This window comes from Mucilaginibacter rubeus, assembly GCF_003286415.2.
In the GTDB taxonomy this organism is placed as follows: domain Bacteria; phylum Bacteroidota; class Bacteroidia; order Sphingobacteriales; family Sphingobacteriaceae; genus Mucilaginibacter; species Mucilaginibacter rubeus_A.
This window is the reverse complement of the sequence record NZ_CP043450.1, coordinates 6,007,516-6,023,415: the sequence shown is the minus strand read 5'-3', so window position 1 is coordinate 6,023,415 and position 15,900 is coordinate 6,007,516. Positions and strand designations below refer to the sequence as shown.

Sequence of the window (15,900 nt, the reverse complement as noted above, 5' to 3'; positions counted from 1 at the left end):
GCCGCCGAAATCGCTTTTAAATCCTCCAAAAAGTTCGACATTTGGCATGTTCCCGCTACCTTAAAAATCAAAAGCCTCAAGTCGAAAGATTTGAGGCTTTTTTGTTAATGGCTTGTCGCGGGGGGCATCAATTTTTTCTTTCTCATGTCAGCTGCCAAAAGTAATTGCCTTGATATTGCGCTTAAATCCCGGCATGGCCACCATTACCACATGAACTGGCAACAGTAATACCGCCGCAAAAAAAATCTATGGTGCGGGCCGACTGGTGCCCGAAAAATATTTTCAATAAAAAAGGATAGGATGCAGTAATAGCCGGCGACATCGTAACCCCGGTTGATATAACCACCGGGAACAGGAGGAAAATAATGAACAGGTAGCTGGGCTTCTGCAGCAAACCATATTTACCGGTGTAGTGCGTTTGCCGGTGCAAAAGTATATCAGCTCAATCATTCATAAAAACTTCATTATCAAGCACGAGCTTCGTTGCTGTCAATATGTTGAAATACTTTGAACAGTAGCGGCTATATCGGCATGCAGGCTCTCTCTGCTTTAATACGCTTTAAATAATACCTCCCGTTAATGCACATATTAGTAATAGAGGACGAACCAAAGGTTGCGGCGTTTTTATTAAAAGGACTCCGGGAATGCCAATATGATGTTAGTTTGGCCAAAGATGTTTTTGATGCAAAACAAGCGCTCCAGGCAGATGATTATCACCTTATTATTATAGATGTATTGCTTCCTGACGGGAATGGAATGGACCTTTGCCGGTACATCCGCAAGCAGGATGTGCTGACGCCGATACTGATGCTCACTGCCTTAGATAGTATCGATAATAAAGTTAGTGGCTTACAGGCCGGAGCAGATGATTATCTTGTTAAACCATTTCATTTTAACGAATTACTTGCACGGATTGAGGCGCTATTGCGCAGAACGGCAAGGCTGCAAACCGAACCTGGGATACTCTCATTTGCCGATTTGAAATTGAATACCGCGAGTAAGTTAGCCGAGCGCGCGGGAGCCGAAATTATCCTAACCGCAAAGGAATATGCGTTGTTGGAGCTTTTTATGCAACACCCTAATAAAACCCTTTCGAGGGATTATATTGCCGAAAAAGTTTGGGGGATAGACTTTGATACCAAAACCAATTTTATCGATGTATATGTGAATTATCTCCGTAAAAAAATCGAGAAAGGTTTCCATGGTAAATTGATCCATACCAATATCGGCATGGGCTATATCCTGAAAGAAAAAGCTGGCTAATGAAGATCAAGAACAAGTTGGCCCTTAATTTTTCGCTGATAACCGCAGGTATATTACTGCTTATTTTATCGGCCATCTTTTTAGTGTTTTATTCGTTTGTGCGGAATGATTTTTATGAACACCTGAACGACAGGGCAAAAGTTGCCGCGCAATTATATCTCGAAGCGGATGAAATATCTTCGGATTCACTGGGGCATGTCAGGGAGCGTTATCTTGCCAAATTACCTGAAGAACGTGTAGGCATTTATAATGAGCATAATGAATCTTTTCTGGCTCATAAAAACTCGTACTGGACAGATAAAGTGATTGATCGTGTTCGTAAAAAAGAGCATTTGCAGTTTGCAGAAGGTAGCCGGCAAACTGTAGGCATTTATTACCGGGACAACCAGGGCAATTTTGTGATCCTGGTATCGGCTGTGGATTCGGGTAATAATGACCAGTTGCTTGATATTGCCCGTATTATGTTGGTGGCTTTTATCGTGCTCAACGGCGGCGTATTTTTTATCGGCCGCTGGTTTGCGCAACGATCGTTGTCTCCTATAAATGATTTGATCCGTCAAATGCAGCGGATCACCGTAAATGACCTGCACGTCAGGGTGCATGAAGGCGAGGGCAGAGACGAGATTACCGAGCTTGCGCGTAATTTTAACAGGTTGCTGGAGCATTTATATAATGCATTTGAGCTTCAGCAAACATTTGTAACCAATGCGTCGCATGAGTTACGTACCCCGGTAACCAGCATCATGGGCGAAATTGAAGTCGGCCTCAACCGGGAAAGATCTGCAGCTGAATATCAGCAGTTATTGGTATCTGTACTCAGCGATGCCGAAAACTTAAACGATACCATAAGCAGTTTAATGGAACTGGCGCAGTCCGACCTGGAATATACGCGCGCAAAGCTGACCCCCGTTATGATAGATGAACTGGTATGGGACATGCATCACTACTGGAACAATAAAAAGACGAAAGGGAAGCTTATTGTAGAAATGCAGCAGATGCCTGAAGATGCAAACCATTTGGTAATGATGGTTAGTAAGCCCCTATTGATCATTGCTTTAAATAACATCATTGGCAATGCCTTTAAGTTTTCGGGCGGTCAGCCGGTGGTTTGTACACTTAATGTTGACGATAGTTTTATTAAAATAGATATCAGGGATTCCGGAATTGGCATTCCGACTGAAGATGTCGATAAGATATTCAACTCATTTTACCGCAGCCCTAACGGGAGGAGTTTTAAGGGTAGCGGCATTGGTTTGTATGTAACCCAGAAAATCATCCAGCTTTTTGGCGGTACAATAACAGTGTTACCGGCACAGCCCGGAACCATCTTTTCATTGACGTTTCCACAACCCGAAATCTAATCCCGTTCTAATCCGGTTTTAATTCTTCTCTAATCTGGCCTGTATAGTTTTGGATAAACAAATAAACTATGCACCGAAAATTTGTTATCGTTCTTTCTTCAATTCAACTATGGTGTATGGCTGTTTCAGGTGCTTGCGCTCAGGCGCAAGCGCCCAACAGTGATACACTAAAGGTCAATATTAAGCAAATTGAAGAACAATTTCTAAAAAATAACCTTACGCTTATCGCCGAAAAGTATAACATAGATAATGCTGAGGCTCAAATTATAACTGCAAAGCTTTTCGCCAATCCCGATTTTAATTTCCAGAACGGGATCCTTAATGATACGCATGATGCCTACAAGAATCAATCGGTAGGTATTTCGCAATTATTTACAACGGCTGGTAAACGAAATAAAAACATACGCCTGGCTCAAATTGGGGTAGACCAGGCCAGATACCAGTTTTTTGATTTGCTGCGCACACTCAGATTTACCGTACGGACTGATTTTTACACGATTTACTACAATCAGCAGTCGGCTACGGTGTATGACCTCGAGATCGGATCTTTAAAGAAAACGCTAACCTCATTTAAAGAACAGTTTGCCAAAGGTAATATCGCTCAAAAAGAGGTGTTGCGTATTCAATCGCAGCTTTATTCCCTACAGGCGGAGTACAATGGCCTGGTTGGAGGGATTGATGCTACAGAAAGCGAGTTGAAAATGCTGATCAAGGCCTCACCTCAAAGTTATATTGTGCCACTTGTGGATCCTGGTTTTGCCAATACAATTTCGGCAACCTCAGTTCCTTATAGTAAGTTATTGGACTCTGCCTATGTAAACCGTTATGATCTTAAAAACGCCCGGATCACGGTTGATTATAATAAAACCAATCTGGCCCTGCAAAAGGCCACCGCGGTACCTGATGTTACTTTTTCGCTCGGGTATGATAAATACGGTTCATTTAATAACAATTACGTAGGCGGGGGTATTGAGTTTAACCTGCCTGTATTTAACCGTAACCAGGGGGGCATTAAGCAGGCCCGTATCGCGATAGATCAAAGTAAGGTGCAACTGGAGAACCAGCAAAATCAGGTAGCAATGGACCTTGCTACTTCCTACAAAGAGGCATTACGGTCCGAAGAGCTGTATAATAGTTTTGATCCAGCCTTTAAATCAGATTTCACCCACCTTATTAACGAAGTATATAAAAACTATTTGCTGCGAAACATCGGTTTGCTGGAGTTTATTGATTTTTATGATTCTTTCAAAACAAATACCATTCAGTTCAATAATATCCAGCTCAACAGGATCACCTCGCTCGAACAATTAAATTACGTTACAGGCACTCCTTTCTTTAACCAGAATTAAGATGAACTATTTATTAAAAAAGCATTGCCTGAAATGTATGGCAGCCGCATTATTGTTGATCAGCATTAGCTCATGCCACTCTGATGAAAATACCGAACAGGCAAGGCAGCCTTATACACTGTCTGATTCGTTAAAAAGAATATTAGATATAGATACAGTTAAGATTCGGAATATCACCTATGCTATAAAGTTTAACGGCGTTGTTGATTTTAACACCGATAAGGTATCTAACATCTTCCCTCTGGTAAGCGGCGTAGTGCAAAACATCCACGCCATGCCGGGCGATTTTGTTAAAACCGGCGAGGTACTTGGCATGGTAAAAAGCAGCGAGATGGCCAACTATTCTTCTTCGCTCAGTTCATCAGAAGCCGCCGTACGCTTGGCCAAAAAACAGCTGGAACAGCAACAGGACCTTTATAAAAGCGGTATGGCATCCAAAGTAGATATTACCGCGGCCGAGGTTAATTATGAGCAAGCCGTAGCTGCAAAAACAGCCGCGCAACGTGTGCTGATGGTGAATGGCAACAATACTGGTGGCGATTACTTTATAAAATCGCCCATTGATGGCTTCCTGGTACAAAAAAATGTGACTAACGGCATGGCTATCCGCCCCGATAATTCGGCTCCTATGTTTACGGTATCAAACCTTAAAAATGTATGGGTAGAGGCTAACGTGTATGAAGAGAACGTAAGCAAAGTTCACGAAGGTGACGAGGCCGATATTTCAACCATATCTTATCCTGATAAAATTTTTAAGGGAAAGGTGAACAGGCTGATGAATGTAATTGACCCCAACACCAAAGTAATGAAGATGAGGGTAATTATAGATAACCCCGACTTTATGCTAAAACCGCAAATGTTTGCAACCGTAACCATCAATAATACCGAAAATGACAAGGCAATTTCGGTAGCCAGCAGCGCACTCATCTTTGATCACAGCCAATATTATGTTGTTGTTTTAAAGGGCGATAAAAATGTGGAGCTGCGCCAGGTAGAAGTTATCAGCACAAACGGAAAAACGGCATTTATTAAAAATGGTGTTAACGTTGGCGAAAGGGTAATTGCTTCAAAGGCAATCCTGGTGTACGGATCATTAAACAGTTAATTACCAATTATTCCCCAAGATGACTAAGCTCCTTAAACGGATCATAGGGTTCTCGTTAAAAAACAGGATCCTCATATTATTTCTTGCTGTTGTACTTGTTGTTGCCGGCATTATTACATTTATTCAAATGCCTATCGAGGCGTTTCCCGATGTAACCAATACCGAAATAGATATCATTACACAATGGCCCGGACAAAGTGCCGAGGAAGTGGAAAAACTCGTAACCATCCCCATTGAGATAGCGCTAAACCCGGTACAGAAAAAGGTAAGCCTGCGCTCAACTTCCATTTTTGGCTTAAGCTATGTGAAGGTAATTTTTGACGATGGTATCAAGGATCCGGAAGCAAGGCAACAGGTGATGTACCTGCTAAATAATGCTACTTTACCCGCAGGTATAACGCCCTCGGTACAGCCGCCGGTTGGGCCGACCGGGGAAATTTTCAGGTATACGCTCAGGAGTAAGGTACGTGATGTAAGGGAGCTTAAAACTATTCAGGACTGGCTAATTGATAGGCGACTGCGGTCTATCCCGGGCATTGGTGATATCAATAGTTTCGGCGGCAAGACCAAGACCTATGAAATTACTGTTGATCCTGAAAAACTGGCAACGCTGAATATTACACCATTAGATGTTTTTACTGCCGTTCAGAAAACCAATATCAACGTTGGCGGCGATATGATCATCCAAAACAACCAGGCTTTTGCCGTAAGGGGTTTGGGCTTGCTTAATGATATCAATGAGATCCGCAATATTATTGTAAGCAACAACAACGGTGTTCCGGTACTGGTGAAGGATGTGGCACATGTCGAGATTTCAAATTTGCCAAGACTGGGATGGGTGGGCCGAAGCGACGCTGTAATTAAAAATGGCAAACGCACCATTACCGATGATGCAGATGCCGTTGAAGCTATTATTGTTATGCGTAAAGGCGAAAACCCAACAGAAGTGGTTAACGCGCTGAAAGCTGAGGTTGATAAACTGAATAATGATATACTGCCTGCCGATACCAAGATAGTACCTTATTATGACCGTACCAACCTGATTGATTATGCCACCCACACGGTGTTGCATAACCTTATTGAAGGAATTTTACTGGTAACCTTGCTGGTATCGCTGTTTATGTTCAACTGGCGTACCACACTTATAGTATCTGTCATCATTCCATTGGCGTTGTTGTTTGCTTTTATCTGCCTGCACCTGATGGGTATGTCGGCCAATTTACTATCCCTGGGTGCTGTTGATTTTGGGATCATTATTGATGGGGCCGTGGTGATGGTTGAAGGGATGTTCGTAATTCTTGATCACAAGGCTGTTGAACTGGGCATGGACCGTTTTAATAAGATTGCTAAACTGGGCCTGATCAAAAACAACGGTGCAAATTTGGGTAAAGCAATCTTTTTTGCCAAGCTGATTATCATAACCGGCTTATTACCGGTATTTGCCTTTCAAAAAGTTGAAGGAAAGCTGTTTTCTCCATTGGCCTACACGCTTGGTTTTGCCTTGCTGGGCGCTTTGATCACTACGTTAACACTGGTTCCGGTACTCATCAGTTTACTGTTGCGGAAAAATGTTCACGAAAAGCATAATCCCTTTGTACATAACCTAACTGCATTCATGTTGGGTGGTTTCATTAAATCCTTCAAATTTAAAGAGATTGTAGTGACGTTATCATTGATTGCGATGGTGGTTGGCCTGTTCTCGTTCAAATTTTTAGGCAGCGAGTTTTTGCCTGAATTGGATGAAGGTGCGATATGGTTACGGGTACAGCTGCCATACAGCGTATCTCTTGACCAGTCGATTGAAACGGCCCGGCAGGTACGCAAGATATTAATGGAGTTTCCGCAGGTGCAGTATGCGGTTTCGCAAACAGGCCGGCCGGATAATGGAACCGATGTGGCGGGCTTTTACAATAATGAATTTGATGTGTTAATGTATCCCGAAGAAGATTGGAAACCTAAAATAACGAAGGAGCAATTGATTAAGCAGATGAACGCGCGATTATCCAAACTGCCGGGAGTTGATCTGAATTTCTCGCAGCCCATTAGCGATAACGTGGAAGAGGCAGTATCGGGCGTAAAAGGATCCATTGTTGTAAAAGTTTATGGCGATTCGCTTAACTATATGGAATCTAAAGTGAATGAAGTTTACCGGATATTGAAAGATGTAAAAGGTATTGAAGATTTGGGTGTACTTAAAAGTGTTGGTTTGCCTGAACTGGATATACAGCTCAATCAGCAAAAAATGGCGCAATACGGCGTGGCAACTGCCGATGCTAACTCGGTTATTGCTATGGCCATTGGCGGACAGGCGGCTTCCACTTTATATGAAGGTGTACGAACGTTTGATATCCGGGTACGTTTTCCGGAAGCTTTCAGGCGTACACCTGCCGATATCGGCAACCTGATGGTACCAACGCAAAGTGGAGCTAAAGTGGCAATTAAGCAAATTGCGGATATTACACAGAAGACAGGGCCCTGCCTGATATTCAGGGACGAAAATGAACGTTACGCTACCCTTAAATTTTCTGTGCGCGGTCGGGACATGGGCAGCACCATTGCCGAAGCCCGGCGCAAGGTTGACGCGCAGGTGAAATTGGATCGTGGCTATCATATGGCCTGGCAGGGAGATTTTGAGAACCAGCAGCGTGCTCAAAAAAGGTTAACGCAGGTGGTACCCGTAAGCCTGATACTGATCTTCGGTTTATTGTTCATCATGTTCGGTAATGTAAAAGATGCCGCACTTGTATTTCTTAATGTGCCCTTCGCCATTGTGGGCGGGATCATAGCCCTGTTTTTAACAGGAACCAATTTCAGTATTTCTGCGGGCATTGGTTTTATAGCCCTGTTCGGGATCTGTATCCAGGATGGTGTACTACTGATCAGTATTTTCAAACAAAACCTCGAAAACTTGAAGGGGAGGACTCAAACTGACTTGTATACGGCTATCAAGCTCGGCGTAAACTCCAGGATCAGGCCGGTAATGATGACCGCTTTAATGGCTGCCATAGGTTTGTTCCCTGCAGCTATATCACACGGCATAGGTTCTGAAAGCTCCCGGCCATTGGCGCGTGTTGTTATCGGGGGCATTTTATGTGCTATGCTATTTAGCTTATGGGTTTTTCCGTTAATTTTTGGCTGGGCCTATCGTAAATTGAAAAATTAAGAGCGGGCACATTGCCGTCTTAATAACTTGTTGCTAAAATCCATAACATAATAATCAAAAAGGGCATAGTAAAATCTACTATGCCCTTTGGCTTTTCAAGTCTGGTAAACCCAAAACTTACTCAGAGCGCAGACTTTTAACCGGATTGGCCAATGCCGCCCTAATGGCTTTATAGCCTACCGTGAGCCAGCCTATCAATAGCGAAGCCGTGATAGCTGCTATAAATGCCCATATACCTGGCGAGATGCGATAGGCAAAAGTTTGCAGCCAGCTTTTCATGATGTACCAGGCGGCGGGCGCGCTCAACATAAACGCGATGGCAATAAGCGCGATGAATTCTTTCGAAAACAGGTACACGATACTGCTTAACGGGGCACCTAAAACTTTCCTTATACCCACTTCGCGGGTACGCTGCACTACCATGAAGGATACCAGTCCGTATAAACCAAGGCACGAAATAAAAATGGCAATCAGTGAAAATATTTTGTAGATCAGCTCGAGCTGGTTTTCCTGTTTGTAGAAACTGGCAATACTTTCGTCAACAAAAAAGCCACTGTAAACATATTCCGGGTAGCGGTTTAACCAGAGGCTTTGTAAGCCGGCTACGGTTCTGGTCAGTTTGCTGCCCTCAATTTTTATGGCTATTTCCTGTTCAAATGCTTTTTGCGGATAGATCACAAGCGGCTTAATTTCCTCCCGCATCGAGTTGGTTTTGAAATCGGCAACTACGCCGGCTATCGGCAGCCAATTGCTATCGCCAAACCGCATGGTTTTCCCGAGTGCGTCCTGAGCGCGGTTGATGCCAAGTTTGTGCATCATGGTTTCATTGATCACTGCCTGGTGCAGGATCTCACTTTGGTCGTATCCCTGTCCGGCTACAAAATGAAGTCCGAAGGTTTTAAAGTAGTCGGCATCGGCTGTTTTCATATAAACGTTGAAACCGGGGTCTTTATCTGAATGATCAAAGTTGAAATTGGTAGAATTGTTATTATCTGATGATGGTACGTCAGACGCGAAGCTGGCGGCCTTTACGCCCGGCATGGTCAGTACCTGCTGCTTAAAACTCACTGCGCGCGATAAGCCAACGCTATCTGCAGGGCATGGGAGCACCAGCACGGCATCTTTATTGAACCCGAGGTCGGCATTGTTTACAAAATCCATTTGTTTAATGGCGATCACCGTGCCTATGATGAGCACTTGCGAGATGGTAAACTGTGTAACCACCAGAACCCGGCGGAGGGATATACCGCCTACAGACGCCGCGTTTATCTTGTTTTTTAACGCCACGATAGGTTTAAAGCCGGAAACGATCAGGGCAGGGTAAATGCCCGAGAGTATAATCACCACGACGATAACACTGCCAAGAAAAAGCGCCGTACCAGTATTGAACAAACCTATGGTTGCAGGCACGCTGGCTATATTTTGCAGGAATGGTAAAGCCAGTTGAGCAATAAACAACGCAATACCTGCCGATAACAGCACTATAATAGCTGTTTCGCCCATAACCTGCCCAATCAGCTGCAGGCGTGTACCACCAAGTACTTTACGCACACCCACTTCTTTCGATCTGCCAACGGATTGAGCGGTGGATAGATTAATAAAATTAATAGACGCCATAACAATGATGAGCGCGGCTATCAATGATAATGTGCGCAAGGTTGTTATGCTGGTAAGATGATCACCTAATGTATTGCCGAAACGGGTGTCAAAGTGTAGGTCTGTTAAAGGTTGTGCTGTCAGGTATTTTTTGTGGCCCAGGCGTTTAGCGTTATCAAATTGCTGATCCGAAAAACTTGTCAATTGTTTTTGAATATTGCTTTGCGATACATTTGCCGGAAATTTAATGTACACCTGGTAGTTGCTGCTGGTTTCGCCCCAGTCGTTAAAATAACCATAGCTTTTGGCATTCTTCTTCCAGGTAATGTATGAAACCAGCAATTTCAGAGGGATATCTGTATTGGCCGGTGCGTCCTTAATTACACCTGCCACTTTTAAGGTTAGCAGGTTGTCCATCTTCAATGTTTTACCAACGGCCGAATGCCAGTCGCCAAAATATCTTTCGGCACTGGTTTGATCTATTACTACCATATTGGGCTCTTTTAAGGCCGATGAGCCGCCCGCGAGCCATGTTGCCGGAAAAACATCAAAAAGCTGAGGTTCAGCAAACATGATACCCGTTTTCTCGATAAACTTTTTATCGTTAACAGGATTGCCACCGGCAGACGAGGCCATGATTTGGCTGCCGTATATGGCGTCGATACCTGCTACTGTTGCCTGTGGAAAAAGCAGCCGCAAAGCGTCGACAGCAGGAGCTGCAACGCCACTGCTATAATTAATAGTCCCGGACCTGTCGTGTTTGGTAACTATCCTGTAGGTGCTTTTATAACCCGGCTGGAAAGTATCAAAGCTGAGCTCGTACTGAACAACTACAAATATGAGCAGGCAAGCCGCTATCCCCACCGAAAGTCCGGCAATATTAATGGCCGAATAGCTTTTATTGCGAACAATAGTGCGCCAGGCAATCTTAAAGTAGCTTCGTATCATATGGTTTGGGTTTAAGTAGGAAACTTTTTGCTAAGAACTCAGCATAAATGTTGTGCCATGTTTTTAAGTTGTTGATTTTTAGATTTTTGTAAGGTGTTTGGGTTTGAAAACTGTTCGTGAGTGGAACAATAGCTGTCTGTATCCGGACGGTTAATGCTTTGAAATTAAGCGGGGTGTAGACTAAGCAGGGGACTTGCTTTATTTTAGGCCATAGTTTAACGAAAGCATGATTTCGACCATTGAAGGAGGATGTTATCTTAAGCTATTAAGAAAGGTTTCCAGATTGCGAGCAATAAAATGAATATTACCTGCCCCATTATGATCTGCATTGATCATTTCTTTCTCATGATCCCAATAATAAATCTTCTTATCCACACATGAAATACATATTAAATTGCCGCCTGGGTCATGTGCGATGGGGATAAAAGAATCAGGTATCCTTGCCTGATCTTTTTTAAATACTTTTATATACTGCTCTAAACTATCATATCTACCATCATAGATCGCCAGAAACCAATCAACATTTGACTCTGTAAGCTGTCCGTTTTCTATAAATTCAAAAACATTAGGATGGCATTGCCCGCCATTGTTAATGAGTAAATGATCTACATATTCATCGGGAAATACCAATTGATACTTTGATGCGATCAATCTTATCTGCTCTACTGTCAGATTATTTTCGGTATTAAAAAATTCTACCATGTTGCCAAAGTTTAATTGTGGGAAGAGGGCTTTCCCGGGTGTTGGCTAAGGAAGCTATAGGGGCATAGCTGCAATCAATTACCTGCCTGCCTATTTATAATGTTTGTTTCATCCTATACTTGCCATACCTCACAAGCAAGATGCTTGCTTTATTTTAGGCCGAAGCCATAAATTTCGACCGGTTCTGGAATCTTAAACGGTGCCAACTATTGCTGAGACATCCATGTTTTGTTTTCGGAATAATACACCATGGATTTAAAAGGCGCAATCTCAAAACCCACCAAATAATTCGAACTATCCTTTGTTAGGGCATAAGAGAAGGGATAATCATCGGGTAAATTAAGCTGCATGTCATCTATATACTTTGGAAGTTGATGGTGTTGTCTTTTATATTCTTCAACCTTTTTAATAAGGTAACCTGCCTGCTCCTCCATATTACCTATTTGTCTGGTCCGGGTAAATAAAGATAAGTAAGCGATTACACCGACAATAAAAACAATACCTATTACCGCTATTAATAACATTTTGCGTTTCATTATGGATTGAATTTTATAAAATTAGAACAGTTGTTTTCTTCTTTGCAGAAGAGTTTCGAAGATACGTAAAACTCATACACGGCCTTCCTATACCGTGTAATTGTCGATACTGTCGAAAAGTGGCTGTCAAACTGGTTATAATCGAAACCCAATATTTCATCATATAAGATTAGCAGCTTTTAGGCATATTTCAAAACCGAACAACCGATGTCCGGTATCATTACAAAAGAGCAATATTGATTTTCGATAAATTAATGTAAATCAATGTGTTGTTATTGTGGAACAGGAGTTGAGCCCCAATGTACTAATGACTCTTAATCAGTTCCATATCAACATATTTGATCTGCTCTTGCTGGCTGCTATATTCATCGGGCTGATTTCCAGTCTGCGGTTATGGTTTTCCAAAAGATATGTCAACCGCTTGCTTAGCCTTATCCTGGTTACGATGATGTTGTGGTTGCTCAGAAACTTCTGTATTGATATTCAATTAAGCAGGAGTTTTCCGCGATGGAGTTGGGTGCCGCTGCAGTTTCTGCTGACACTTGGCCCGCTGGTGTTTTTTTATGTTCGTGGTATAGTTAAACCGGAAGAAAAATTTACAGCCAAAGATCTGGTACACTTCAGCCCTTTGTTATTGGAACAGGGGATGCATGTGCTGGCCGTTCTTCAAAGCATGCACACCGGGCTTGCTACCTATGATACCCCGGTGTATAAACACTTGCAGTCGGTATTGCAATTGCTGGCCTTCATTTCTATTACAACTTATTTGTACAGGTGCTCAAAACTGGTTAAATATCCCGCGCAAAAAGAGGTCAATAAAATAACCGGAAAACAGTTTATGCCTGCAAGCCCGTCATCGGCAGATAGATTGATACAACGGGGTTATTGGCTGAGGCATCAAATGAAGGTTAATAAGTTTTACCTGGACGCGGAGTTAAGCTTAAACTCGTTGGCCAAGGAGCTCGGTATTTCCATCCACGAATTGTCGAAGATCATCAATACTGGCCTGCGTAAAAACTTTAACGATTTTGTAAATGAATTCCGGATACAGGATGTAACCCGGAGAATGCGGGATCCTGCTTACAACCGGATAACACTTTTGGGTATAGCGTATGATTGCGGGTTCAATTCCAAAACTACTTTTAATCGCACGTTCAAACAAATCACCGGCAAAAGCCCGGCGGAATATAAGAGCGGACTAAAAAAAGAGCGCCCAAATCATGATTTGGAACTTCTATCAGTATCCGCAGCGATAATTTCGGGTCACAAAACCATTCCTGTATGGTCTGGTAAGAAATTAAATCGCATTCATATGTTTCGTAATTATTTAAAAATTGCCTGGCGCAATATGCTGTACAACAAAGTTTATAGCGCGCTGAATATTGTAGGATTGGCGGCCGGTATGGCCGTCGCACTCCTGATTGGTTTATGGGTGACCAATCAATACTCCTATGACCGTTTCCTGCCTGATTATGCCCGCTCGTACCAGGTAGAAATGAACCTGACCTCGCAGCATAACGGCACATCTACCCAAACATCTATAGCGCTTCCTCTGGTTGATGTGTTGCGGAAGGAGATCCCGGGAGTACAATATGTGGCCGAAGCTGATAATATCGGCCGGATGAACCATGATCTATTAGTGGGCGATAAGAAACTGTACCTGGGCGGGGGAGCTGCCGGGCCCGATTTCTTTAAAATATTTCAATATCCGTTTATTAAGGGCAACGCTAACTCGGCGTTGACTGATATCTACTCCATTGTGCTGACCGAATCAACCGCCAAAGCGCTATTTGGCGATGCCGATCCGATGGGGAAGGTTGTGCGTTTTGATAACATTCAAAGTATGAAGGTTACCGGGGTTATTAAGGATATCCCCACTAATGCTACTATGCAATTCAGCTATCTAACTCCCTTTGCTTACTCTGAAGCAACACAAGGCTGGATCAGGGATGGGCGCACCAAGTGGACCTACAATTCATTCTCTGCTTATGTTTCGCTGGAGCCGGGTGTAAGCTATGCACAAATAGCACCCAAGATCAGGGATATTGTAGAGAAAAGAAGCCCGGAAATGAGATCGCTGAAACCAGAAGTTTTTATGCACCCTTTAAAGGATTGGCATTTATACAGCAATTTCCAGAATGGAAAGGTGGCAGGTGGCTTTGTAGATTATGTGCGCTTATTCGGCGTCATCGGTATCCTGGTATTGGCGATAGCCTGCATCAATTTCATGAACCTTTCAACCGCACGGTCCGAAAAACGCGCGAGGGAAGTGGGCGTTCGCAAAGCGATAGGCTCTGGACGTGTCGACCTGGTTTACCAGTTTTTGCTTGAGTCGGTTTTGATCACGTCTGTGTCGTTTTTGCTTTGCATGCTTTTTGTCCAGCTGGCACTGCCTTCATTTAATGCTTTAACGGGGTCATATATCCAGGTGCCGTATAATAACATAGGTTTCTGGGCCATCATGATTGCTTTTGTGCTGTTAACAGGTTTGGCCGCCGGAAGCAGGCCGGCGTTTTACCTGTCGTCATTCAACCCGGTAAAGGTGCTGAAGGGAAGCATCCAAATGGGCAAAGCTGCAACACTACCGCGGAAAATATTAGTGGTTGTACAATTTACCTGCTCGGTTGCGTTGATCATCAGTACTGTTATTGTTTACCAGCAAATACAGTTTGTGAAAGACCGGCCAACAGGTTACAATGCCGACAGGCTGGTGATGACCGACATGAACGGTGATCTTTCTCAGCATTTTGACGCTTTAAGAAACGATTTGCTATCATCCGGATTGGTTGAAAGCATGGCATCATCTACATCGCCGGCAACGCAGGTGTATAGTCATTTTTCGTTAGAGAAATGGCCTGGCAAAAATGCAGGAGAAGAAGATGTGAATATTGGCGGGATCTGGGTATCGGATGATTATTTCAAAACCATGGGCATGACCTTTGCCGCCGGCCATAATTTTATGGGCGACTGGAAAAGCGACTCTCTGAATGTGATTGTGAATGAAGCCATGGTGAAGCGCATTGGACTTAAAGATCCGGTCAATCAAATTATAAAAGTCAATTTCGGCAATACGCCGGTTAAAATTATCGGAGTGGTCAAAGACGCTCTGATGGAATCGCCATATACTCCCGTAGCGCCTGCTGTTTTCGGCCACAATCCTTATGGTTTCGTAATCACTTACCGCCTGCCCAAAAACGTCGATACACACGTTACTATCGAAAAGATAGGCAAGATATTTCAAAAATATAACCCGGCTTTTCCTTATCAGTATAAGTTTATTGACGAGGAGTATGCGAGCAAGTTTAACCTGGAAGTGCTTTTAGGCAAACTGGCTGGTGTATTTGCAGCCCTGGCTATATTTATTTCCTGCCTGGGCTTATTCGGTCTTGCCGCTTACGTGGCCGAGCAGCGCACCAAGGAGATCGGTATCCGCAAGGTATTAGGCGCGTCCATAGCGCAGGTTTGGCTGTTGCTATCGCGGGATTTTGTGGTGCTGGTTTTGATCAGTTGCCTTATTGCTTCGCCGCTGACGCTTTACTTCCTGGAGCACTGGCTGGAAAAATATGCATATCGCGTTAGCATTGGTTTGGGGGTATTTATCGTGTCGGGGATTGCGGCACTTGTTATAACCCTCTTGACCATCAGTTTTCAGGCAATAAAGGCCGCGTTAACAAACCCGGTTAAAAGTTTGCGGAGTGAGTAATTTAATATCTTTTAAGGCAGGCTGATTCCAGCTTGCAAAAAAAAATCGGGCAAGCTTAGTTTTCAAGTTTGCCCGATTTGTTATTGTTATCTATATTATCGCTTCGGAGATGTAAGAAGGTACAATAAATAGTACCTTAATTTGTCGTTTTGCCCATCTGAAGGCAGATAGGAT

10 protein-coding genes are annotated in these 15,900 nt (G+C 43.4%); 6 read left to right on the top strand and 4 right to left on the bottom strand.

Annotated features, from left to right (window positions below):
- Positions 1 to 181: 181 nt before the first annotated feature.
- Positions 182 to 430, bottom strand: coding sequence for a hypothetical protein (locus DEO27_RS24045; RefSeq protein WP_190295218.1), 249 nt, complete (start codon positions 428 to 430; stop codon positions 182 to 184).
- Between the two features lie 149 nt (positions 431 to 579).
- Between DEO27_RS24045 and DEO27_RS24040 the strand changes: the two genes are divergently transcribed.
- From DEO27_RS24040 to DEO27_RS24020, 5 genes are all read left to right on the top strand, one after another.
- Entirely contained in the window at positions 580 to 1,263 is a 684-nt protein-coding gene (locus tag DEO27_RS24040) for a response regulator transcription factor (protein WP_112574881.1), read from the top strand.
- Positions 1,263 to 2,624 (top strand): ATP-binding protein, encoded by a 1,362-nt coding sequence (locus tag DEO27_RS24035; protein WP_112574880.1) that lies wholly within the window; start codon positions 1,263 to 1,265, stop codon positions 2,622 to 2,624. Before DEO27_RS24040 ends, DEO27_RS24035 begins: the two co-directional genes overlap by 1 nt.
- Positions 2,625 to 2,692: 68 nt before the next feature.
- On the top strand, positions 2,693 to 3,973 hold the full coding sequence (locus DEO27_RS24030) for a TolC family protein (protein WP_112574879.1): 1,281 nt from the start codon (positions 2,693 to 2,695) through the stop codon (positions 3,971 to 3,973).
- Between the two features lies 1 nt (position 3,974).
- Positions 3,975 to 5,078 carry an efflux RND transporter periplasmic adaptor subunit gene (locus DEO27_RS24025; protein ID WP_112574878.1) on the top strand — a complete coding sequence of 368 codons (1,104 nt, stop codon included), beginning with the start codon at positions 3,975 to 3,977 and terminating at the stop codon, positions 5,076 to 5,078.
- A 19-nt stretch (positions 5,079 to 5,097) separates the two neighbouring features.
- A complete protein-coding gene (locus tag DEO27_RS24020; protein WP_112574877.1) occupies positions 5,098 to 8,241 on the top strand; it encodes an efflux RND transporter permease subunit in 3,144 nt (1,047 codons plus the stop codon).
- Positions 8,242 to 8,358: 117 nt separating this feature from the next.
- Here DEO27_RS24020 and DEO27_RS24015 read toward each other — a convergent pair whose 3' ends face one another.
- The 3 genes from DEO27_RS24015 to DEO27_RS24005 all read right to left on the bottom strand — a co-directional run bounded on the left by DEO27_RS24015 (position 8,359) and on the right by DEO27_RS24005 (position 12,023).
- On the bottom strand, positions 8,359 to 10,785 hold the full coding sequence (locus DEO27_RS24015) for an ABC transporter permease (protein ID WP_112574876.1): 2,427 nt from the start codon (positions 10,783 to 10,785) through the stop codon (positions 8,359 to 8,361).
- A 252-nt stretch (positions 10,786 to 11,037) separates the two neighbouring features.
- Positions 11,038 to 11,487, bottom strand: coding sequence for an SMI1/KNR4 family protein (locus DEO27_RS24010; protein ID WP_112574875.1), 450 nt, complete (start codon positions 11,485 to 11,487; stop codon positions 11,038 to 11,040).
- A gap of 206 nt (positions 11,488 to 11,693) precedes the next feature.
- Positions 11,694 to 12,023, bottom strand: coding sequence for a hypothetical protein (locus DEO27_RS24005; RefSeq protein ID WP_112574874.1), 330 nt, complete (start codon positions 12,021 to 12,023; stop codon positions 11,694 to 11,696).
- A 307-nt stretch (positions 12,024 to 12,330) separates the two neighbouring features.
- Between DEO27_RS24005 and DEO27_RS24000 the strand changes: the two genes are divergently transcribed.
- Entirely contained in the window at positions 12,331 to 15,726 is a 3,396-nt protein-coding gene (locus tag DEO27_RS24000; protein WP_112574873.1) for an ABC transporter permease, read from the top strand.
- Positions 15,727 to 15,900 lie beyond the last annotated feature (174 nt).

Bases quoted from the DNA above. Each gene is read 5' to 3' on its own strand.
- DEO27_RS24020 (WP_112574877.1), top strand. From the start codon at position 5,098: ATGACTAAGCTCCTTAAACGGATCATAGGGTTCTCGTTAAAAAACAGG.
- DEO27_RS24015 (WP_112574876.1), bottom strand. From the start codon at position 10,785: ATGATACGAAGCTACTTTAAGATTGCCTGGCGCACTATTGTTCGCAAT.
- DEO27_RS24000 (WP_112574873.1), top strand. From the start codon at position 12,331: ATGACTCTTAATCAGTTCCATATCAACATATTTGATCTGCTCTTGCTG.
- DEO27_RS24005 (WP_112574874.1), bottom strand. From the start codon at position 12,023: ATGAAACGCAAAATGTTATTAATAGCGGTAATAGGTATTGTTTTTATT.
- DEO27_RS24030 (WP_112574879.1), top strand. From the start codon at position 2,693: ATGCACCGAAAATTTGTTATCGTTCTTTCTTCAATTCAACTATGGTGT.
- DEO27_RS24035 (WP_112574880.1), top strand. From the start codon at position 1,263: ATGAAGATCAAGAACAAGTTGGCCCTTAATTTTTCGCTGATAACCGCA.
- DEO27_RS24025 (WP_112574878.1), top strand. From the start codon at position 3,975: ATGAACTATTTATTAAAAAAGCATTGCCTGAAATGTATGGCAGCCGCA.
- DEO27_RS24010 (WP_112574875.1), bottom strand. From the start codon at position 11,487: ATGGTAGAATTTTTTAATACCGAAAATAATCTGACAGTAGAGCAGATA.
- DEO27_RS24040 (WP_112574881.1), top strand. From the start codon at position 580: ATGCACATATTAGTAATAGAGGACGAACCAAAGGTTGCGGCGTTTTTA.